A 19466-nucleotide genomic window follows, 5' to 3' on the forward strand; every position below is an offset into this window, starting at 1 on the left:
GGGAACGTGGCGCGCGCTCGGCACGAAAGCGTAGAAGCGACCGATGACCCTCACGCCCGACACCCCCCTCGCCCGCAAGGTGGCGCCGTCTCCGAACCAGGGGGACCGGCGCGGCCTGCGGCCGGACATGCTGATCCTGCACTACACCGGCATGGAGAGCAGCGCGGCGGCGCTGGCGCGGCTGCGCGATCCGATGAGCGAGGTCTCGGCCCATTACGTCGTGTTCGAGGATGGCGGCACGGTGCAGCTCGTCGCCGAGGCCGCGCGGGCGTGGCACGCGGGGGCCGGGGCGTGGAAGGGCGTCACCGACATCAACTCCCGCTCCATCGGCATCGAGATCGTCCATCCCGGCCATGTCGGCGGGTTGCCGCCTTATCCGGACGCGCAGATCGCGGCGGTGATCGCACTCGGTCTCGACATCGCGGGGCGCTGGGGCATCCCGCAGGCGCGGGTGCTCGCCCATTCGGACATCGCGCCGGAGCGAAAGGAAGACCCCGGCGAGACCTTTCCGTGGCTCCGCCTCGCGGAGGCCGGGCTCGGCCATTGCGTGCCGCCCGCCCCCCTGCGGGACGGGCGCTTCTTCGCGGAGGGCGATGCCGGCCAGCCGGTTGAGGCGTTGCAGGCGATGTTCGCCCTCTACGGCTACGACCTGCCGGTGAACGGCACGTTCGACGCCCGGACGAAGGCGGTGGTCACCGCCTTCCAGCGCCATTTCCGGCAGGCGCGGGTCGATGGCGTCGCCGACAGCTCCACCATCACCACGCTCCGCGACCTGCTGGCGAGCCTGCCGGCCGCCTGAGGCTCAGGCGCGGTGCGCCCGCGCCTCGCCCTCGGGCAGGGTCGCCTCGCCGCGGGTGCGCCACAGGCTGTAGGCGACGCCGCCCAGCAGGAGGACCAGGGTGACGACCAGGGACACCCAGGGCTGCACCTTCAGGAGCCCGAACGTGTCCGCCACCACGATCTTCGCGCCGATGAAGATGAGGATGAAGGCCAGCGCCGTCTTCAGGTAGGCGAAGCGGTCCACCATCGCGGCCAGCGCGAAATACAGGGCGCGCAGGCCGAGGATCGCGAAGATGTTCGAGGTGTAGACCACGAAGGTGTCGGTGGTGATCGCGAAGATCGCCGGCACGCTGTCGACGGCGAAGATGACGTCGGCGCCGTTCACCAACACCAGCGCCAGGGCGAGGGGCGTGAACCACAGGGCCTTCCGCCCGGTCTTCGGGTCGGTCTTGCGCACGGCGAACTTCTGGCCGTGCAGTTCCGGCGTCACGCGGAAGCGGCGGCGCATCCAGCGGACAACCTTGCTGTTCCCGAAATCGCCCTGCTCCTCATGGCCGGAGAACAGGATCTTGAGGCCGGCATAGATCAGGAAGGCCGCGAACAGCGACAGGATCCAGTGCACCTGATGCACCAGGGCTGCGCCGAGGCCGATCATCAGCCCACGCAGGAGCACCGCCGCGAGGATGCCCCAGAGCAGCACCCGGTGCTGCGCCGTGCGCGGCACGCCGAGCCCGGTGAGGATCATCGCGATGACGAAGACGTTGTCCATCGACAGCGACTTCTCGACCACGAGGCCGGTGACGTACTCTTCGGCCGGCGTCCAGCCGAGTTCCCACCAGATGAACCCGCCGAAGGCGAGGCCGAGGGTGAGGTAGAATGCGGTGAGGCCCAGGCTCTCGCGCACGCCGATCTCGTGCTCCTTGTCGCGATGCAGGAGACCGAGATCGAAGGCGAGAAGCGCCGCGATGAGGACGTGGAAGCCGAGCCACATCCACAGCGGCTTGCCGAGCCACTCGACGTACAGAAAATCGACCATAGGCGGGACCTGATGCTCCTTCCGGGAGGAAAGCATCGACTCCGACATCACGGACGCCTCAAGGAGCGTCCGCCAGAGGGGCCCGCAGTCGATGGCCGCGACGTAAGAGGGGGAACGAGGCGAATCAAGGGCGGCACGGGCCGATCCCCAGCGCTTGACACGCAACCCTGCGGCGCGCCTCTCGGCGCCATGGTGCAAGGATGCGACATCGCGGTGATCGGCGGCGGCCCGGCCGGGCTGGCGGCGGCGGAGATCCTCGCGGCTTCGGGCCGCACGGTCACGCTCTACGACCGGATGCCCTCCCTCGGGCGCAAGCTCCTCATGGCCGGGCGCGGCGGGCTCAACCTCACCCACAGCGAGCCCCTGCCGGCCTTCCTCAGCCGCTACCATCCGGCGCAGAGCCTGACCGAGGCAATCCGGGCCTTCCCGCCCGCGTCCCTGCGTCAGTGGTGCGCCGAACTCGGGCAGCCGACCTTCGTCGGGTCGAGCGGTCGGGTCTTCCCCGAGAGCTTCAAGGCCTCGCCCCTGCTGCGGGCGTGGCTCGCCCGCTTGGCGGAACACGGCGTCGCGATCCGCCCCCGCCACCGCCTCACCGGGATCTCGGAAGGCGCCCTGACCTTCGAGACGCCGGAGGGCGATCTCACGGTACGCCCCACCGCGACGCTGCTCGCCCTCGGCGGGGCAAGCTGGCCTCGCCTCGGTTCGGACGGCGCCTGGGTGCCGCTCCTCGAAGGGCTCGGCGCGGCGGTCGCGCCCCTGCGCCCGGCCAATGCGGGTTTTGCCTGCGCGTGGTCCGACACGTTCCGCGAGCGCCACGCTGGCACGCCGTTGAAGCGCATCGCCCTGACCGTCGCCGGAGAGACAGTCCCTGGTGAGGCCATCGTCACGCGGACGGGGCTCGAAGGCGGAGCGGTCTACGCCCTGTCACGCCCCTTGCGCGAGGCGATCCTCGCGGAAGGTTCGGCGCGGCTCGTGGTGGATCTCCGGCCGGACCTCGGCGTCGAGGTGCTGGCGGCGCGGCTCTCGACCGGGCGGAAGGGCGATTCCCTCTCGGCCCGGCTGCGCAAGGCCGCCGGCCTGTCCCCCGTCGCCATCGGTCTCTTGCGGGAGGCGGCGGGCGCCGCCCCGCCGGCCGATCCCGGCGCCCTCGCGCGGCTCATCAAGGCGGCGCCGCTCACCCTTACCGGCATGATGGGCCTCGACCGGGCGATCTCGACGGCCGGAGGCGTGGATCTCGGCGCCCTCGACGGCAACGCCATGCTCCGGGTGCGGCCCGGCCTGTTCCTGGCGGGCGAGATGCTCGACTGGGAGGCGCCGACGGGCGGCTACCTCCTCCAGGGATCGATTGCCGGCGGCCGGGCGGCCGCCGGGGGGATGCTGCGCTGGCTCGCGGATCAGGGCTTGGCGCAGAAGCCGACGAGGCCGGTAGCTTCAGCCGGGCAGGACGCCCCCTCGCCCTCATAGGTCACGCTGCCGCCGCCGAGGCAGCGGGCTGCGACCAGCACCTCGCCCTCGTCGCAGGTGGCGGAACAGGCGCCGCCGCATTCGGTCTTGCGCAGCACCCGGAAGGCAGACGTCGCCGCCGCGCCGGGCTTGCCGGGCTCGCCGCGTCCGCCGATCGGGCCGCGGGGGCCGGCGGGACCCGCCTCGCCCTTCGGGCCGGGCAGGCCGGGGGTGCCGGCTTCGCCCTGCGGCCCGGCCGGTCCCTGCTCGCCCTTCGGACCCACCTCGCCTTTTGGCCCCGCCTCGCCGGTCGGACCGGCATCACCCTTCGGACCGGCGTCACCCTTGGGGCCGGTCTCGCCCTTCTCTCCGGCGGGTCCGGGCACACCCTGCGGCCCGGCCGGGCCGGGGGGCCCCTCCGGCGCGCAATTGGCCACGACCGCCTCGCGCTCGTCCTCGCCGCTCTTGAGCGTGACGACACAGGTCGCGGGCTTGTAGGGCAGCTTGAACACGAACCGGCCGCGCTTGTCGGCCTGGATCGAGGTCTCTCCGTCCATCTCGACGATGGCGCCGGGCTTGCGCACCGAGCCCGAAAGGCGAAGGTCGCCCGCCTCGATCCGCGCATCATAGACGGCGATGGGCTGGCTCGGCGCCTGCGGACGGTGCGGGGGCGCGGCCCGGCGTGCGGGGGCCGGCGCCCCCTGGCTCATGCCCGGATCCGTCGGCGCCGGCTGGGCGACGACGGGGGCGGTGAGGCCCACCAGCAAAGGCAGAACGAGGGCTGCGCGCATGCTCGACCCGGATCTCGACCGCCCCGGTCGGGCGGCGGCGGACCTTGGCTTTGCAGCCAGGTATCGTCAATTGAAAACTCGGTAGTTTCACACCCCTCGGATGTGCCCTCCGCGGGGACCGTCCGTCACTCCACGGTGACGGATTTCGCGAGGTTGCGGGGCTGATCGACGTCTTTCCCCATCACGACGGCGACGTGATAGGCGAGGAGTTGCACCGGCACCGCGTAGACGATGGGTGCCACGATGGGATCGAGCGCCGGCATGGTGAAGGTCGCCATCGTGTCGAGCCCGTGCTCCGCCGCACCTTGCGCGTCGCCGATGAGCACGATCCGCCCGCCCCGCGCCGCGACCTCCTGCATGTTCGAGACGGTCTTCTCGAACACCGCGTCGTGCGGCGCGATGACGATGACCGGCACGCTCTCGTCGATGAGGGCGATCGGCCCATGCTTCAGCTCGCCGGCGGCGTAGCCCTCGGCGTGGATATAGCTAATTTCCTTGAGCTTCAGGGCGCCTTCCAGCGCCATCGGGTAGCTCGTGCCGCGCCCGAGATAGAGCACGTCCCGCGCCTTCGCGACCTCGCGGGCCAGCCCCTCGATGTCCGGCTCCTGCGCCAGCGCCTCGGCCATGAGGCCCGGCGCCTTGATGAGCCCGTCGATCAGGCGCCGCTCACCGGCCGCGTCGAGGGTGCCCCGCGCCCGGCCCGCCGCGATGGCGAGGCAGAGGAGCACGGTGAGTTGGCAGGAGAACGCCTTGGTCGAGGCCACGCCGATCTCCGGCCCGGCGAGCGTCGGCATCACCACGGAGGATTCCCGCGCGATGGTCGAGGTCGGCACGTTCACGACGCTGAGCGTGTGCTGCCCCTGGCTCTTCGCGTAGCGCAGGGAGGCCAGGGTGTCGGCGGTCTCGCCCGATTGCGAGATGACCAGCGTCAGGCCGTCGCGCTCAAGGGGCGCCTCGCGGTAGCGGGCTTCCGACGCCACGTCGATCTCCACCGGCAAGCGGGCGATCTGCTCGAACCAGTAGCGGGCGACGAGGCCGGCATAGAAGGCGGTGCCGCAGGCGGTGATGTAGACGCGGCTCAGCTTGGCGAAGTCGAAGGGCAGCGCCTCCGGCAGGATCACCTGACCCTCGGCCATGTCGACGTAATGGGCCAGCGTGCGGCCCACGACCTCCGGCTGCTCGTGGATCTCCTTCGCCATGAAGTGGCGGTACTCGCCCTTGTCGACCCGGAACGCCTGGGTGGCGATGGTCTGACGGGGGCGCTCCACCACGGCGCCGGAGGCGTCGCGGAACTCGGCGCCCTCGCGGGTGAGGATCGCCCAATCGCCCTCGTCGAGATAGGCGATGGCGTCGGTGAAGGGGGCGAGCGCCAGGGCGTCGGAGCCGAGATAGGTGGCGCCATGGCCGTAGCCGACGGCGAGCGGGGCGCCGTGCCGGGCGCCGATCAGCAGATTTTCCTGCCCCGCGAAGATGAAGCCGAGGGCGAAGGCCCCGCGCAGGCGCGGCAGGGCGGCGGCCACGGCCTCGACCGGGCCGGCGCCCCTGTCCATCAGGCGGCTCACGAGCTGGACGACGACCTCGGTGTCGGTGTCGCTCTCGAAGCGGATCCCTTCCCCTTCGAGCTCCTGCTTCAGCTCGCGGAAATTCTCGATGATGCCGTTATGCACGACGGCGACGCGCGCCGTGGCATGGGGGTGGGCGTTCACCTCGGTGGGTCGGCCATGGGTCGCCCAGCGGGTGTGGCCGATGCCGATCGTGCCGGTCAGCGGCTGCTCGGCGAGCCGCGCTTCGAGGTTGACGAGCTTGCCCGAGGCGCGGCGGCGCTGAAGGCTGCCGTGCTCCAGGGTGGCGATGCCGGCGGAATCGTAGCCCCGGTATTCGAGGCGGCGCAGCGCCTCGATCACCTGTCCCGCTACTGCGTCGCGCCCGACGATGCCGACGATGCCGCACATGTTCCGTCTTCCATTCGCAGGGCCACCCGGCCGGGGGCCAGGCCCATATATGCGGTCGAGGTTACCGCATCGCAGCGGCGAGACCCAGCGGCCGGCGCGCGGGGCTATTCCGCGTAAGTGTCGCCGTCCCGCGTGAGCACCCGCTTGATGCTCGCGAGGTGCAGCCGGGCGCTCTCGGGGTCGCCTTCGCGCATCTGCGCGGCGGCGGCCCTGGCGATGGCCGGATCGACCGGCAGGAGCCTCCGGCCCGTGGAGAGGGCCTTCACCTGCACCTCGGCGGCGCGCTCCAGGTAATAGAGGTCGTCCCAGGCCTCCGCGATCGTCGGGCCGGTGACCATCACCCCGTGGTTGCGCAGGAACACGAGGTCGGCGTCGCCCAGCGTCGCGGCGATGCGATCGCCCTCGGCCTCGTCCAGGGCGAGGCCGTTATAGGCATCGTCCACCGCCGTGCGGCCGTAGAACTTGAGGGCCGTCTGGCCGGCATAGGCCAGGGGCTCACCCTCGGTCATGCTCAGCGCCGTGGCGTAGGGCATGTGGGTGTGGAACGCCGCCCGGGCTCGCGGCACGTTCCGGTGCACGCGGGCATGGATGAAGAAGGCCGTCGCCTCCGGCTGGCCCTCGCCCTCCACCACCCGCCCGTGAAAATCGCAGACGAGGAGGCTGGAGGCCGTCACCTCGCAGAAGGCCAGCCCGTAGGGATTCACGAGGAACAGGTCGTCCCGCCCCGGCACCATGGCCGAGAAGTGGTTGCAGATGCCCTCTTCCAGACCGTAGCGCGCGGCCATGCGGAAGCAGGCGGCGAGGTCGATCCGCGCCTGACGCAGCGCTTCGCGGTCGATGGCGCCGAGGTCGGCCTTGCCGCCCTCCACCACGCGGAATTCATGAGCCATGTCGCCTCTCCCCCTGGTCTTCCGGGCTCACCGGCCTGACCGCCGTTCCTTCAGGGCGAGCAATCGCTCGCGCATCCGCACCGCCCAGCCGGGCCGCACCTCCTGCCGGCCGCGCGCCACCGCCAGGGCGCCCTCCGGCACGTCCTGCGTGATGACTGAGCCGGCCGCGACCATGGCCCCGGCCCCGATGGTGACGGGGGCGACGAGGGCCGAGTTCGAGCCGATGAAGGCACCCGCGCCGATGCTGGTGCGGTGCTTGAACACGCCGTCGTAATTGCAGGTGATGGTGCCCGCGCCGACATTGGCCTTCGCCCCCACCTCGGCATCGCCGAGATAGGTGAGGTGCGCCGCCTTGGCGCCCGGCCCCATGCGGGTGTTCTTGAGTTCCACGAAGTTGCCGATCTCGGCGCCCTGTTCCAGCACCGCGCCGCCGCGCATGCGCACGAACGGCCCGACCTTCGCCCCGGCCTCCAGGCGGACATCCGCCAGATGCGCGAAGGCCCGCACCGTGCAGCCATCGGCCACCGTCACGCCGGGGCCGAACACCACGTTCGGCTCCACGGTCACGTCGCGGCCGAGCACCGTGTCGTGGCTGAAGAACACCGTCTCCGGTGCCGCCAGGGTCGCGCCGCCCAGGAGCGCCGCCCGGCGCAGGCGGGCCTGCACCACCGCCTCGGCGGCGGCGAGCTGCACCCGGTCGTTGACGCCCTGCGCCTCCGGCTCGTCCACCGGCACGACCGCGACGGTCAGCCCCTCGGCCACCGCCAGGGCCACCGCGTCGGGCAGGTAATATTCGCCGGCCGCGTTGTCGTTGCCGATCCGCTCCAGCAGCCTCAGGGCGTGCGCGCCGCCGAGCGCCATGAGGCCGGCATTGCACAGGCGCACCTGCCGCTCGGCGGGGCTCGCATCCTTCTCCTCGCGGATCGCGACCACGCGCGCGCCCTCGGTGAGCACCCGCCCGTAGCCGGTGGGGTTCTCCGTCTCGAAGGCGAGCACGGCGACCGCCGCCCCGGCGGAGAGCGGCGCGCGCAGGCGGGTGAAGGTCTCTGCGGTGACGAGGGGCGTGTCCCCGAAGGCGACGATCACGTCGTCGGCGGCTTCGGCGAGCAGCGCGCGGGCGGCCAGCACCGCGTGGGCGGTGCCCAGCCGCTCGGCCTGGGCGAAGACGCCCGCGCCGGGCGCCTGCCGCTCGATCTCGGCGGCGACGTCGGCCCGGCCGGGCTCGGCCACAACGCCGACCCGCGTCGCGCCGGCCTCACGCACGGCGGCGAGCACATGGCCGAGCATGGTCCGCCCGGCAACCTTGTGGAGCACCTTCGGCAGATCGGAGCGCATCCGCGTCCCCTTGCCGGCGGCGAGGACGATGGCAGTCAGGCTGCGCGGCGAGGAAGAGGTCGTCATCACGGAGTCCGATCGGGGTCGGCGGGCTGAATGGGCCGAACCGGCCGTTCAGGCAAGCACCCGGACGGCCTGCGCGGAGTGTTCCCGCCGCCGCTCGATGGAGCTGGGGATGCGCAGGGATTCCCGGTACTTGGCGACGGTGCGGCGGGCGATGTCCACGCCCTCGTCCCGCAGCTTCTGCACCAGCGCGTCGTCCGAGAGGACGTTGTCGGCGGTCTCGCCGTCCACGAGCTGCTTGATGCGGTGGCGCACCGCCTCCGAGGAATGGGCCGCCGCGCCCGCCGCGCCGGGGATGGCGGCGGTGAAGAAGTACTTCATCTCCAGCGTGCCCCGGCTGGTGCCGATGGCCTTGTTCGAGGTGACGCGCGAGACGGTCGATTCGTGCATGCCGATGGCCTCGGCCACCGTCTTCAGGTTGAGCGGCCGGAGATGGGCGACGCCGTGGGCGAAGAACCCGTCCTGCTGGCGGACGATCTCGGTGGCGACCTTCAGGATGGTGCGCGCCCGCTGCTCCAGGCTACGGGTGAGCCAGTTGGCGTTCTGCAACGCCTCGGAGAGGAAGGCCTTGTCGCCCTCGGCGCGGGCCGTGCGCGAGACGCGGGCGTAGTAGCTCTGGTTCACGAGGACGCGGGGCAGCGCCTCGCTGTTGAGCTCCACGAGCCAGGAGCCGTCCGGCGCGGCCCGGACGAACACGTCCGGCACCAGCACCTCGACGGCGCTCGACCCGAAGGCGCGGCCGGGCTTGGGATCGAGGCGGCGGATCTCCGCGAGCATGTCCACGAGGTCTTCGTCGTTCACGCCGCAGAGGCGCCGCAGCCCCGCGAAGTCGCGCTTGGCCACGAGGTCGAGGCGCGAGACCAGGGCCTCCATCGCCGGATCGAAGCGGTTGTTCTCGCGCAACTGGATGGCGAGGCATTCCGCGAGGTCGCGGGCGCCGACACCGGCCGGGTCGAAGCTCTGCACGAGGGTGAGCACTTTCGTGACCAGGGCGGGCGACGCCGCCAGCCGCTCGGCCACGGCCTCCACCGTCTCGCGGAGGTAGCCGGCCTCGTCCACGGCATCAATCAGGAAGCCGCCGATCAGGCGCTCGATGGGATCGCGGGTGGCGAGATCCAGCTGCGCGGCCAAGTGCTCGCGCAGGCTCACCTCCGAGGTCAGGGTCGCCTCAAAGTCGGGCGCCTCGGCATCGAAGCTGCCGCCGGTGCTGCCGTAGGGCGCGGGCGTCAGGCTCAGCATGTCGCCCGCGTCCGATTCGCGGACCCTCGTCGGCGTCTCGTCCTGGAAGACGTTGTCGAGGCGGGTGTCGATATCGCCGTCGATCTCGCCCCGGATCGGGTTCATCTCCGGCGCGAGCCACGAATCGGCCTCGCCACCCTCGAACCCGTCGTCGCCCGCACCCTCGTCCGAGGGGGCCGGCGCCTCCGGCGCGTCCTGGCCGCCCGGATTCTCGGCCTCGGCGCGCTCCAGGAGCGGGTTGCGCTCCAGTTCCGCATCCACGTAGGCGGCAAGGTCCAGATGCGAGAGCTGCAGGAGCTTGATCGCCTGCAGGAGCTGAGGCGTCATGACCAGGGCTTGGCCCTGTCGCACCTCCAGCCTTTGCAGCAGACTCATACCCAGCCCCGATTGCGCATTGTTCAGATTGTCCGAGCATGGCAGCCCGGCACGGTTCTTGCTTCTTCGTTCTGCCCAATCTTTAGACCGAATGCCGCGGCGCGTCAAAGCCGGGCGTTCGCTCGTCCCATGCGAAGATTGCGGCGAGGGCGTTCACTCTCGCGGCACGCGATTAAGGAAGCTTTGAGCGGCATGAGGCCGGGACGGTAGGCCTGCCGTCAAGTCTCTCAGCTTGTTGCCAAACCGCATCCGGTGTAAGACGCCGCCCATCCCGAGAGAATTCGTTCCGCGAAGGAGCCGTCAGGCATGGCGCGCGTCACCGTCGAAGATTGCATCGAAAAGGTCGAGAACCGCTTCGAGCTGGTCCTCCTGGCGAGCCACCGCGCCCGCCTCCTGGCGGCCGGCGCGCCGCTGACTGTGGACCGCGACCGCGACAAGAACCCGGTCGTCGCCCTGCGCGAGATCGGGGACGGCACCATCACCTCCGAGGATCTGAAGGAGCAGCTGATCCACTCGCTCCAGAAGTACGTCGAGGTGGACGAGCCGGAGGCCGAGGCCGTGCCGCTGCTGTCGAGCTCGCCGGCCGCCGCCGCCCACGCGCCGCAATCGTCCAGCGACGATGCCGGCGTGCAGTTCGACCGCATGAGCGAGGAAGATCTCCTCCGCGGCCTCGAGAACCTCGCCCCGCCGGTCGAGACCGACGAAGAGGCCGAGTGAGGCCGGCCGTCGGGGGTCGATTCGGCCCCCGGCGCGAAGAAAAAAGCGCCCGATGCGCCGATTGCGGCGCCTTGCCTCTGGTGTCGGCCGCCGCATTGCGGGAGACTTTCCCTGAAGCGGCGGCGCGTACAGCGTTCAGGAGGCACCGATTTCCCGGCGGATCATGCGCCAGTACGAACTCGTCGAGCGGGTCAAGCGCTACAATCCCGCCGCCGACGAGGATCTGCTCAACCGCGCCTACGTCTATGCGATGCAGGCCCACGGCACCCAGAAGCGGGCCTCGGGCGATCCGTTCTTCGCCCATCCCCTCGAAGTCGCCGCGATCCTTACGGATCTGCATCTCGACGATGCGACGATCATCGCCGCCGTCCTGCACGACACCGTCGAGGACACCGAGGCGACCCTCGATGAGATCCGGCGCCTGTTCGGCGACGAGATCGGCGCCCTCGTCGATGGGCTGACCAAGCTCAAGCGGCTCGATCTCGTCTCGAAGCAGGCCGCCCAGGGCGAGAACTTCCGTAAGCTGCTGCTCGCCGTCGCGGCGGATGTGCGCGTGCTCCTCGTGAAGCTCGCCGACCGCCTGCACAACATGCGCACCCTGGAGCACATGCGCGACGACAAGCGTCGCCGCATCGCCCAGGAAACCCTCGACATCTACGCGCCGCTGGCCGCCCGCATGGGCATGCAGGAGTTGCGCGAAGAACTGGAAGACCTCGGCTTCCGCTTCCTCGAACCCGAGATCTACGCCACCATCACCGAGCGCCTGCTGCGGCTGACGGCCAAGTCCGGCCGGATGGTCGAGGACATCGAGAAGGTGCTCTCCGACAAGCTCTCGGCGCGGGGCATCGAGGCCGAGGTCACGGGCCGGCAGAAGCGGCCCTATTCGATCTGGGCGAAGATGGAGCGCAAGTCGCTCGCCTTCGAGCAACTGTCGGACATCTTCGGCTTCCGGGTGATCGTGAACGCCCTGGACGATTGCTACGCGGCCTTGGGCGTCGTCCATACCAGCTGGCCGATGGTGCCGGGGCGCTACAAGGACTACATCTCGACCCCGAAGCAGAACGATTACCGCTCGATCCACACCACGGTGATCGGCCCCAAGAGCCAGCGCGTCGAACTGCAGATCCGCACCCAGGCGATGGACGACATCGCCGAATACGGCATCGCCGCCCACGCCCATTACAAGGACGTGAGCGGGCGCGACACCGTCGGCAGCGTCCACCCGAAGCTCGCCACCGAGAGCGGCGCCTACCAATGGCTGCGCCGCACCATCGAACTGCTCGCCGAAGGCGACAGCCCGGAAGAGTTCCTGGAGCACACCAAGCTCGAACTCTTCCAGGATCAGGTGTTCTGCTTCACCCCGAAGGGCCGCCTGATCGCCCTGCCCCGGGGCGCGACGCCCATCGACTTCGCCTATGCCGTGCACACGGATGTCGGCAACTCAGCGGTGGGCGCCAAGATCAACGGCCGCATGGTGCCGCTGCTGCACGAACTCTCGAACGGCGACGAGGTGGAGATCAGCCGCTCGGACGGCGCCTCTCCGCCGGCCGCCTGGGAATCCCTCGTGGTGACGGGCAAGGCGCGCTCGGCCATCCGCCGGGCGACCCGCACGGCAGTGCGGCGGCAATATGCCGGCCTCGGCAAGCAGATCCTCGAACGGGCCTTCGAGCGCGCGGCCAAGAGCTTTTCCGAGGACAAGCTGCGCGGCGCCCTGCCCCGCCTCGCCCGCTCCACCACGGAGGACGTATTCGCCGCCGTGGGGCGCGGCGAGATGTTCTCCGGCGATGTCGTGCGCGCGGTCTATCCCGACCACCGGGAGGAGCGCCGCCCCTCGGCCGGGCAGCCCGGCGCCACCGGCGCGGGGCGGCTCGTGCGCTCCCCCGACCAGACGATGCGCCTGACCTTCAACGGCAGCGGCGAGGCTTCACCGGACGCGATCCCGATCCGGGGCCTCGCGGGCGACCTGCCCGTCACCTTCGCCCCCAACGGCGGCGCGGTGCCGGGGGACCGGATCGTCGGCATCCTCACGCCGGGCGTCGGCGTGACGGTCTACCCGATCCAGTCGGCGGCGCTGGCCGCCTTCGACAACGAGCCGGAGCGCTGGCTCGACGTGCGCTGGGATACGGAGGCGTCGAGCGGCGAGCGCTTCCCCGCCCGCCTGTCCCTGCAATCCATCAACGAGCCGGGCGTGTTCGCGCAGATCGCCCAGGTGATCGCCGACCACGACGGCAACATCGACAACATCTCGATGAAACGCCGCACCCAGGACTTCACCGACATCACCCTCGACCTGTCGGTCTGGGATCTCCAACACCTGAACGCCATCGTCGCGGAGCTGCGCAGCAAGCGGCCGGTGAGCAGCGTTCAGCGCGTCAACGGCTGATTATTACCTGAGGTTGTCGGGCCATTCAGCGTGTTTAGCCGCTGCCGGCTTGCCTTGACTTCGGCATGACCGTCCGCAATGCTTTAAACCCCCTCATCGCATCACGATGGAGCTTTGATTCATTTTTAACTCAGTTTTGCGAAAGACGTTTTTAATGCATCAGTAACGTTCAAGCGTCCACGTCCCTCCACCGATTTCATCTATTTTGTACTTGGAAAGACATTTATGCCGGCAGATCAACGGTGTGCCATCTTCATCGATGGCGCCAACCTCTATGCGACGACCAAAGCCCTGGGCTTCGACATCGATTACAAGAGGCTCCTGAAGGATTTCCAGGCACGCGAGAACCTGATCCGCGCCTTTTACTACACCGCGATGATCGAGGATCAGGAGTATTCCTCGATCCGGCCGCTGGTCGATTGGCTCGACTATAACGGCTACCGCGTCGTGACGAAGCCGGTGCGGGAGTTCACGGATTCCGCCGGCCGCCGCCGGTTCAAGGGCAACATGGACATCGAGCTGGCGATCGACGCCCTCGAACTCGCCCCGCGCCTCGACCACATGGTGCTGTTCTCGGGCGACGGCGATTTCCGCTCGCTGGTCGAGGCGATGCAGCGCCGGGGCGTGCGCGTCACGGTGATCTCCACGATCCAGACGCAGCCGGCGATGATCTCCGACGAGTTGCGGCGGCAGGCGGACGAGTTCGTGGACCTGTCGACCCTGGCCTCGCGGATCGGCCGTGAGGCCACCGAGCGCGCCCCGCGCCCCACGGGCGAGACGCCGACCCGCCACCGCGCCGAATCGCGCCCGAACCTCGAGAACCGCTACGGCATCCGCCAGCCGGAGGACGACGCCTAGCCGCGCCTCAGGCCCGGCGGCTCGCCTCGAGCCACGCGACGACCTGCCGGGCGCTCCGGTCCGGCGGGAAGACCGGGTAGAACAGGTGCGTGACGACTCCGTCGTCGATCACCAGAGTGAGGCGCCTCAGCAGCGTCTCGCCCCCGGCTTCGAAGGTCGGCAGCCGGGCCGCCATCGCCAGGGCGCGATGGGCATCCGAAAGCAGCGGGAAAGGCAGATGCAGGCGCGTCGCCGCCTCCGTCTGATACTCCCGCGTCTGCGTCGAGAGCCCGTAGACGTGATCGACGCCGAGCCCCTTTAACTCGTCGAAATGGTCGCGGAAATCGCAAGATTGCGGGGTGCAGCCCCGCGCGCCGGGGATCGCATCCCAATCCTCCGTGAAGGTCGGCTTGCCCGGCTCGCCAGTGCGCGGATAGGCATAGGCCACCGTGCGGCCCTTGAGCTTGGCGAGCGAGACCGTGCTCCCGTCCGTGGCCCGCAGGGCCACGTCGGGCAGGCGGGCGCCTAGCAGGTGGGCGGCGGCGCCGTCATCCGCTGGAACCGGCAGATCGTCCGGCAGGCTGGTCAGACTGGCGCTCATCCCGTGGTTCCCCGCTCTATCCCCTGTCGCGCAGGAGGCGGGCCTGATCCCGCTTCCAGTCGCGCTCCTTCACCGCCTCGCGCTTGTCGTGGGCCTGCTTACCCTTGCCGAGGCCGAGTTCGACCTTCGCCCGGCCGCGCTCGTTAAAGTAGATCTTCAGCGGGACGACCGTGTAGCCCTGCCGCTGGGTGGCGCCGATCAGCTTGTCGATCTGGCGGCGGTGCAGCAGCAGGCGGCGGGGCCGCTTGGTGTCGTGGTTGAAGCGGTTCGCTTCCAGATATTCCGGGATGTAGGCGTTGAAGAGCATCAGGTCGTTGCCGGAGGGGCCGGCATAAGCCTCTCCGATCGTCGCCTTGCCCCCGCGCAGGGATTTCACCTCGGTGCCGGTGAGCGAGATGCCGGCTTCGAGCGTGTCCTCGATGGAATAATGGAAGCGGGCGGCGCGGTTGTCGGCCACCACGCGCCGTCCGGGCTCCGTCTTCGGCGCCATGCGGGTCTGTCGTCCTTTCTTACGGGGTCAGCCTTCGAGGAGGCCGGCGTGGCGCAGGGCGTCGTCGACGATTCGGCGGGTCGCGTCCGAGACCGTCACGAGGGGCAGGCGGATCTCCTCCCCCATGTGGCCGAGCCGCGAGAGGGCGTACTTCACCGGGCCGGGATTGGCCTCCGCGAACAAGCCGCTCTGGAGCGGGAACAGCCGGTCCTGGATCGTCAGCGCCTTGGCGTAATCGCCGGAGAGCGAGGCCTCCTGCAGGTCGGCGCAGAGGCGCGGGGCGACGTTCGCCACCACCGAGATGCAGCCGTGGCCGCCCTGGGCGTTGTAGCCGAGCGCGGTCGCATCTTCGCCTGAAAGCTGGACGAAGCTCTCGCCCATGGCCAGTCGCTGCTGACTGACGCGATCGATCTTCGCGGTCGCGTCCTTCACGCCGACGATGTTCTTCAATTCGAAGAGCCTGGCCATCGTCTCGACGCTCATGTCGATGACGGACCTCGGCGGGATGTTGTAGATGATGATCGGAATTCCGACCGCATCGTTGATCGCCTTGAAGTGGGCGTAGAGTCCGCCTTGCGTCGGCTTGTTGTAATAGGGCGTCACCACGAGCACGGCGTCGGCGCCGGCCTTCTCGGCGTGCTGGGCCCGCTCGATGGCCTCGGCCGTCGAGTTCGAGCCCGCGCCGGCCACCACGGGCACGCGCCCGCCGGCCTCGTCGATGCAGGCCTCGACCACCCGGTCGTGCTCAGCATGGGTCAGAGTCGGGCTCTCGCCGGTCGTGCCGGTGGGCACGAGGCCGTGACTGCCCTGCTCGATCTGCCAGCGCACGAACTTTCGGAAGGCCTGCTCGTCGAAGGCGCCATCGCGGAAGGGCGTCACCAGCGCGGTCATCGAGCCCCGCAGGCGGGCGGTCGTCTCGGTCATCTCAGGCGTCCCAGGGGAATCGAGCGGTCGTCTCGCCGCCATTGTGCCGCGCTGTCGTTGCGCGAGCGCGCAGACATAGGGGTTCGTGCGCGCCTTCGCAAACGGATCCGGGACACGGTTAACGGGCTCTTAATCACTCGTTGCCCAGACTGTGTCCTTCACGCTGACGTTGCGGAGGGGTGAGGTCGTGATCCGAGCCATCGCCTGGAAGCGCCCGCATCTCACGCTCATCGCCCTCGCGGCGAGCGCCGGCGCGGCCCTGGCCGGCGCGACCGGGCCGGAGACGCCCGCGCCCGCCGCCATCCATGCCCCGGATTCCCCCGAGGCGGCCCCTGAGGCGGTGCGCGCCGAGGAGGCCGAGCGTAAGCCTGCCGCCGCCTCGGCCTACGCCTCCGCCGACCCGGACGCGGCGATCACCTTCCCGCTGCCGGATGCGGGCCTCACCCCCGCCGCCCCGGTGCCGGAGGTGCCCGACCTCGCCAAGCCGAAGGCCTCCGGCGACACCGACCTGACCCTGCTGCGCGGGGCGATCGACCTCTACCGCAAGGGCAAGGTCTCCGACGCCGACCGGATGGCCGAGGGCTTCACCGATCCCGCCGCCCGCGCCCTGCTGCAATGGGTAGCGATCCGCGCCGGGGCCGGCATCGGCTTCGAGCGCACGGTCGCCTTCACCCGCGCCAACCCGGATTGGCCGGGCGGCCCCCTCCTGCGCCGCCGGGCGGAGGAGACGCTGCTCAGCGAGCGAAAGGCGCCCACCACGGTGCGGGCTTTCTTCGCCACCGCCAAGCCGTCGAGCGCGCCGGGCAAGTTCGCCCTGGCGCTGGCGCTTCGCGCGGACGGGCTCGAAGCCGACGCCGCCGACCTCGTGCGCGACCTCTGGCGCACGGAGAGCTTCGGCCGCAGCCTCGAAGCCAAGGTGCAGGACGCCTTCCCCGGCCTGCTCACCCGCCAGGACCACCGCTACCGGATGGAGCGGGCGCTCCTGAAGGAGGATTGGGAGAGCGCGGGCCGCGCCGCGGGCTATGCCGGCGGCAGCTATGCGAGCCTCGTCCGCGCCCGCCGGGCCGTCGAGGACAAGAGCTCCGGCGCCGCCGCGGCGCTGGCGGCGGTGCCGCCGTCGCTGCGCAACGACGCCTCGTACATCTTCTCGCGGGCGCAGTTCTTCCGCCGGGCCGACAAGCCCGTGGAGGCCGCCGCCGTGCTCGCCACCGCGCCGACCAACCCGGACGTGCTGGTCGATGGCGACGAATGGTGGGTCGAGCGCCGGATCGTCGCGCGCAAGCTCCTCGACGGCGGCGACGCCAAGACCGCCTACGCGGTGGTGAGCGGCCATTCCGCCCGCACCCCTGAGAAGAAGATCGAGGCCGAGTTCCACGCCGGCTGGATCGCCCTGCGCTTCCTCTCCGACCCCGAGAAGGCCGGGCAACATTTCGCGCAGGTCGCGGCCCTCGCCGAGGGGCCGAACTCCCTGGCGCGGGGGGCCTATTGGCAGGCCCGCGCCGCCGAGGCCCTGGGCCGGGCCGACGAGGCGAAGCGCTTCTATGAGAAGGCGGCGGCGCAGCCCATCGCCTATTACGGGCAGGTCGCCCGCGCCAAGCTCGGGCAGACGAGCCTGCCGCTGCGCGCCGTGCCGGCACTCGACGGCGCCGAGCGGGAGGCGTTCGACAACCGGTTGTCCGTGCGCGCCCTGCGCCTGCTCGAACAGGCGGGGCTGCCGGACCTTGCACTCCCCCTCTACATCGATGCGACCCGCGCCCTGACCGATGCGGGCGAGGTCCAGGCGCTGGGCGACGTCGCCACCGAGGCCAAGGACGCCCGCGCCCTGGTGGCGGTGGGCAAGCTCGCCCTGCACCGGGGCCTGCCGCTCGACGCCCACGCCTTCCCGACCATCGGCATCCCGACCTACGAGACCTTCACCGCCGTGCCGCAGGTGGAGCGGGCCATGGTCTATGCCATTGCCCGCCAGGAGAGCCAGTTCGACGCGCGGGCGCGCTCCGGCGTCGGGGCGCGGGGGCTGATGCAGATGATGCCGGCCACCGCCCTGCGCACGGCCAAGCGCGTCTCCACCGCCTTCGACCCGGACCGCCTGACCAGCGACCCCGCCTTCTGCGCGAAGCTCGGCCAAGCGCATCTCGGCGAGCTGATGGAGGATTGGCGCGGCTCCTACGTGCTGGCCTTCGCCTCGTACAATGCCGGCGGCGGCAACGTGAAGAAGTGGATCGACGCCTACGGCGACCCGCGCAAGGGCGAGGTCGATGTGATCGACTGGGTGGAGCGCATCCCGTTTACCGAGACGCGCAACTACGTTCAGAGGGTGATGGAGAATCTTCAGGTCTACCGCTCCCGCCTCGACAGTCGCAGCGCGCTGCTGATCGAGGGGGACCTGCACCGGGGGGCGAAGTAGCGACCGCTACCGCGTCCGCCCCGCCTTCATCAGCAGAAACTCCCCCCCGGCGCGCCGAGCAGGTTCGGACCCACCCATGGCAAAGTGATGCTGGGCTCGAAGCAGGGCCTGCCGCGGCGGGACGCGGCTCATCGAGGGAGATGTGCATCGAGAGCGAAGTATGCGGCCCGCTCGCATGGCGTTGGGCGATCCAGTCGAGTACCAGCGGATCGAGCGCCCGTCAGGGCTTGGCACCCGTACGATGAAGACCAGCCTCGACCACCTCCCCCGACTTCGGCAACGACAACTCCATTACGTCGTTCGGGTATTGCTGGAAGAATTTGAGAAGAAGACCGAGCGAGGTACGCAAGCCTGGACCCGCAACGGGCGCGTCCTCAAGATCATCCTGTTTGGGTCCTTCGCCCGGGGCGATTGGGTCGATAGCCCAAGCACCGGCTACCTGTCGGATTTCGACATCCTCGTCGTAGTCAACCATCCCAAGCTGACGGACAAGGCCGAATACTGGGAAGAGGCCGAAGACAGGCTGACGCGCCGGCACCTAATCGACATCCGCTTTCCCGAGATCAACTTCGTCCTGCACGACTATGCCGATGTGAACGACCAGATCGCCCGCGGGCGTCCGTTCTTCCTGAACCTCGTGCGGGATGGGGTCGCGCTGTACGAGGCAATGGGCTTTCGCCTCGCGAAGCCGGGCCACATGTCGCCTGAGATTATCCGCGAGGAAACGATCGGCAATTACGAAGGCTGGCTTCCCTATGCGCAAGATGAACTCGTTGCTGCGACCACAATTAGGCAGCTTGGCAACTGGCGGGACGCAGCCTTCATGGCGCATCAGACGGCCGAGCGCGCCTATACCTGCGTGCCGCTCACGCTGAACTTGTATTCGAACTACACGCACAACATCCGAAACCTGCGCAAGACGGCGGAAAGTCTGGCGCCGGAATTGCGGGACGTCTGGCCGCCGCAGAACGGCCTCAGCCGCCGTTGCTTCGAACGGATCAAGGACGCCTACATCAAGGCGCGCTACTCGCCGCACTACGAGATCACCGACGAGGAACTGACCTACGGCTTCGCCCGCCTGGAAGAGCTTCTTGTGCTGGTGCGGGCCGTTTGCGAACGGCACATCGCGGCCCTTGCCTAGCGGAAAGCAGGAAACGGCCCGCCGCCCCTGGATTGCTTCGCTGCGCTCGCAATGACGGCGCAGGC

The 19466-nt window shown here is 69.9% G+C and carries 16 protein-coding genes; 7 read left to right on the forward strand and 9 right to left on the reverse strand.

Translation table 11 applies throughout. From position 1 onward, the window contains the following. Positions 1-43 precede the first annotated feature (43 nt). Entirely contained in the window at positions 44-799 is a 756-nt protein-coding gene (locus MKK52_RS24220) for an N-acetylmuramoyl-L-alanine amidase (protein ID WP_243958812.1), read from the forward strand. A gap of 3 nt (positions 800-802) precedes the next feature. Here the strand turns inward: MKK52_RS24220 and MKK52_RS24225 are convergent, their stop codons facing one another. Continuing rightward, positions 803-1816 (reverse strand): TerC family protein, encoded by a 1014-nt coding sequence (locus MKK52_RS24225; RefSeq protein WP_243958814.1) that lies wholly within the window; start codon positions 1814-1816, stop codon positions 803-805. A gap of 189 nt (positions 1817-2005) precedes the next feature. Between MKK52_RS24225 and MKK52_RS24230 the strand changes: the two genes are divergently transcribed. Beyond that, the gene (locus MKK52_RS24230) at positions 2006-3280 is read left to right on the forward strand and encodes a TIGR03862 family flavoprotein (protein ID WP_243958816.1); all 1275 of its coding nucleotides are present in this window, start codon (positions 2006-2008) and stop codon (positions 3278-3280) included. Here the strand turns inward: MKK52_RS24230 and MKK52_RS24235 are convergent. The 5 genes from MKK52_RS24235 to rpoN form a co-directional block, all read right to left on the reverse strand. After that, positions 3211-4050 carry a collagen-like protein gene (locus tag MKK52_RS24235; protein WP_243958818.1) on the reverse strand — a complete coding sequence of 280 codons (840 nt, stop codon included), beginning with the start codon at positions 4048-4050 and terminating at the stop codon, positions 3211-3213. The two genes, MKK52_RS24230 and MKK52_RS24235, sit on opposite strands and share 70 nt — an antisense overlap. Positions 4051-4175: 125 nt before the next feature. Beyond that, a complete protein-coding gene (glmS, locus tag MKK52_RS24240; RefSeq protein ID WP_243958820.1) occupies positions 4176-6002 on the reverse strand; it encodes a glutamine--fructose-6-phosphate transaminase (isomerizing) in 1827 nt (608 codons plus the stop codon). A gap of 104 nt (positions 6003-6106) precedes the next feature. Next, positions 6107-6892, reverse strand: a complete 786-nt coding sequence (locus tag MKK52_RS24245; protein WP_243958822.1) for an aldolase — start codon at positions 6890-6892, stop codon at positions 6107-6109. Between the two features lie 27 nt (positions 6893-6919). Beyond that, positions 6920-8293 carry a bifunctional UDP-N-acetylglucosamine diphosphorylase/glucosamine-1-phosphate N-acetyltransferase GlmU gene (gene glmU / locus MKK52_RS24250; protein ID WP_243958824.1) on the reverse strand — a complete coding sequence of 458 codons (1374 nt, stop codon included), beginning with the start codon at positions 8291-8293 and terminating at the stop codon, positions 6920-6922. A gap of 48 nt (positions 8294-8341) precedes the next feature. Beyond that, positions 8342-9904, reverse strand: a complete 1563-nt coding sequence (gene rpoN, locus MKK52_RS24255; RefSeq protein ID WP_243958826.1) for an RNA polymerase factor sigma-54 — start codon at positions 9902-9904, stop codon at positions 8342-8344. Positions 9905-10210: 306 nt separating this feature from the next. Here rpoN and rpoZ point away from each other — a divergent pair, with 306 nt between their 5' ends. The 3 genes from rpoZ to MKK52_RS24270 all read left to right on the forward strand — a co-directional run bounded on the left by rpoZ (position 10211) and on the right by MKK52_RS24270 (position 13862). Next, positions 10211-10621: a DNA-directed RNA polymerase subunit omega gene (rpoZ, locus tag MKK52_RS24260; protein WP_243958828.1), complete on the forward strand. Its 411-nt coding sequence runs from the start codon at positions 10211-10213 to the stop codon at positions 10619-10621. A 160-nt stretch (positions 10622-10781) separates the two neighbouring features. Further along, complete coding sequence (locus MKK52_RS24265; protein ID WP_243959723.1) at positions 10782-13004, forward strand: RelA/SpoT family protein; 2223 nt, start codon at positions 10782-10784, stop codon at positions 13002-13004. 225 nt (positions 13005-13229) lie between these two features. Then, positions 13230-13862 carry an NYN domain-containing protein gene (locus MKK52_RS24270; protein ID WP_243958830.1) on the forward strand — a complete coding sequence of 211 codons (633 nt, stop codon included), beginning with the start codon at positions 13230-13232 and terminating at the stop codon, positions 13860-13862. Positions 13863-13869: 7 nt separating this feature from the next. On the opposite strand, the gene MKK52_RS24275 is transcribed toward MKK52_RS24270, so the two are convergent. From MKK52_RS24275 to dapA, 3 genes are read right to left on the reverse strand one after another with little or no spacing between them, the layout of a single operon-like run. Next, a complete protein-coding gene (locus MKK52_RS24275) occupies positions 13870-14442 on the reverse strand; it encodes a peroxiredoxin (protein WP_243958832.1) in 573 nt (190 codons plus the stop codon). Between the two features lie 16 nt (positions 14443-14458). Next, positions 14459-14932: an SsrA-binding protein SmpB gene (gene smpB, locus MKK52_RS24280; RefSeq protein ID WP_243958833.1), complete on the reverse strand. Its 474-nt coding sequence runs from the start codon at positions 14930-14932 to the stop codon at positions 14459-14461. A 27-nt stretch (positions 14933-14959) separates the two neighbouring features. Further along, positions 14960-15856, reverse strand: a complete 897-nt coding sequence (gene dapA / locus MKK52_RS24285) for a 4-hydroxy-tetrahydrodipicolinate synthase (RefSeq protein ID WP_243958836.1) — start codon at positions 15854-15856, stop codon at positions 14960-14962. Positions 15857-16043: 187 nt separating this feature from the next. Between dapA and MKK52_RS24290 the strand changes: the two genes are divergently transcribed. After that, positions 16044-18260: a lytic transglycosylase domain-containing protein gene (locus tag MKK52_RS24290; protein WP_243958838.1), complete on the forward strand. Its 2217-nt coding sequence runs from the start codon at positions 16044-16046 to the stop codon at positions 18258-18260. 241 nt (positions 18261-18501) lie between these two features. After that, positions 18502-19401, forward strand: coding sequence for a HEPN domain-containing protein (locus MKK52_RS24295; protein WP_243958841.1), 900 nt, complete (start codon positions 18502-18504; stop codon positions 19399-19401). Positions 19402-19466: the final 65 nt, after the last annotated feature.

Origin of the sequence: Methylobacterium sp. J-067, assembly GCF_022829465.1 — a bacterium.
Lineage (GTDB): Bacteria > Pseudomonadota > Alphaproteobacteria > Rhizobiales > Beijerinckiaceae > Methylobacterium > Methylobacterium litchii.

What these genes read in the sequence shown, in the direction of transcription:
- MKK52_RS24270 (WP_243958830.1), top strand. Translation starts at nt 13,230, where the DNA reads ATGCCGGCAGATCAACGGTGTGCCATCTTCATCGATGGCGCCAACCTC.
- rpoZ (WP_243958828.1), top strand. Translation starts at nt 10,211, where the DNA reads ATGGCGCGCGTCACCGTCGAAGATTGCATCGAAAAGGTCGAGAACCGC.
- MKK52_RS24235 (WP_243958818.1), bottom strand. Translation starts at nt 4,050, where the DNA reads ATGCGCGCAGCCCTCGTTCTGCCTTTGCTGGTGGGCCTCACCGCCCCC.
- glmU (WP_243958824.1), bottom strand. Translation starts at nt 8,293, where the DNA reads ATGACGACCTCTTCCTCGCCGCGCAGCCTGACTGCCATCGTCCTCGCC.
- smpB (WP_243958833.1), bottom strand. Translation starts at nt 14,932, where the DNA reads ATGGCGCCGAAGACGGAGCCCGGACGGCGCGTGGTGGCCGACAACCGC.
- MKK52_RS24295 (WP_243958841.1), top strand. Translation starts at nt 18,502, where the DNA reads ATGAAGACCAGCCTCGACCACCTCCCCCGACTTCGGCAACGACAACTC.
- rpoN (WP_243958826.1), bottom strand. Translation starts at nt 9,904, where the DNA reads ATGAGTCTGCTGCAAAGGCTGGAGGTGCGACAGGGCCAAGCCCTGGTC.
- MKK52_RS24245 (WP_243958822.1), bottom strand. Translation starts at nt 6,892, where the DNA reads ATGGCTCATGAATTCCGCGTGGTGGAGGGCGGCAAGGCCGACCTCGGC.
- glmS (WP_243958820.1), bottom strand. Translation starts at nt 6,002, where the DNA reads ATGTGCGGCATCGTCGGCATCGTCGGGCGCGACGCAGTAGCGGGACAG.
- MKK52_RS24220 (WP_243958812.1), top strand. Translation starts at nt 44, where the DNA reads ATGACCCTCACGCCCGACACCCCCCTCGCCCGCAAGGTGGCGCCGTCT.
- MKK52_RS24275 (WP_243958832.1), bottom strand. Translation starts at nt 14,442, where the DNA reads ATGAGCGCCAGTCTGACCAGCCTGCCGGACGATCTGCCGGTTCCAGCG.
- MKK52_RS24225 (WP_243958814.1), bottom strand. Translation starts at nt 1,816, where the DNA reads ATGGTCGATTTTCTGTACGTCGAGTGGCTCGGCAAGCCGCTGTGGATG.
- dapA (WP_243958836.1), bottom strand. Translation starts at nt 15,856, where the DNA reads ATGACCGAGACGACCGCCCGCCTGCGGGGCTCGATGACCGCGCTGGTG.
- MKK52_RS24230 (WP_243958816.1), top strand. Translation starts at nt 2,006, where the DNA reads ATGGTGCAAGGATGCGACATCGCGGTGATCGGCGGCGGCCCGGCCGGG.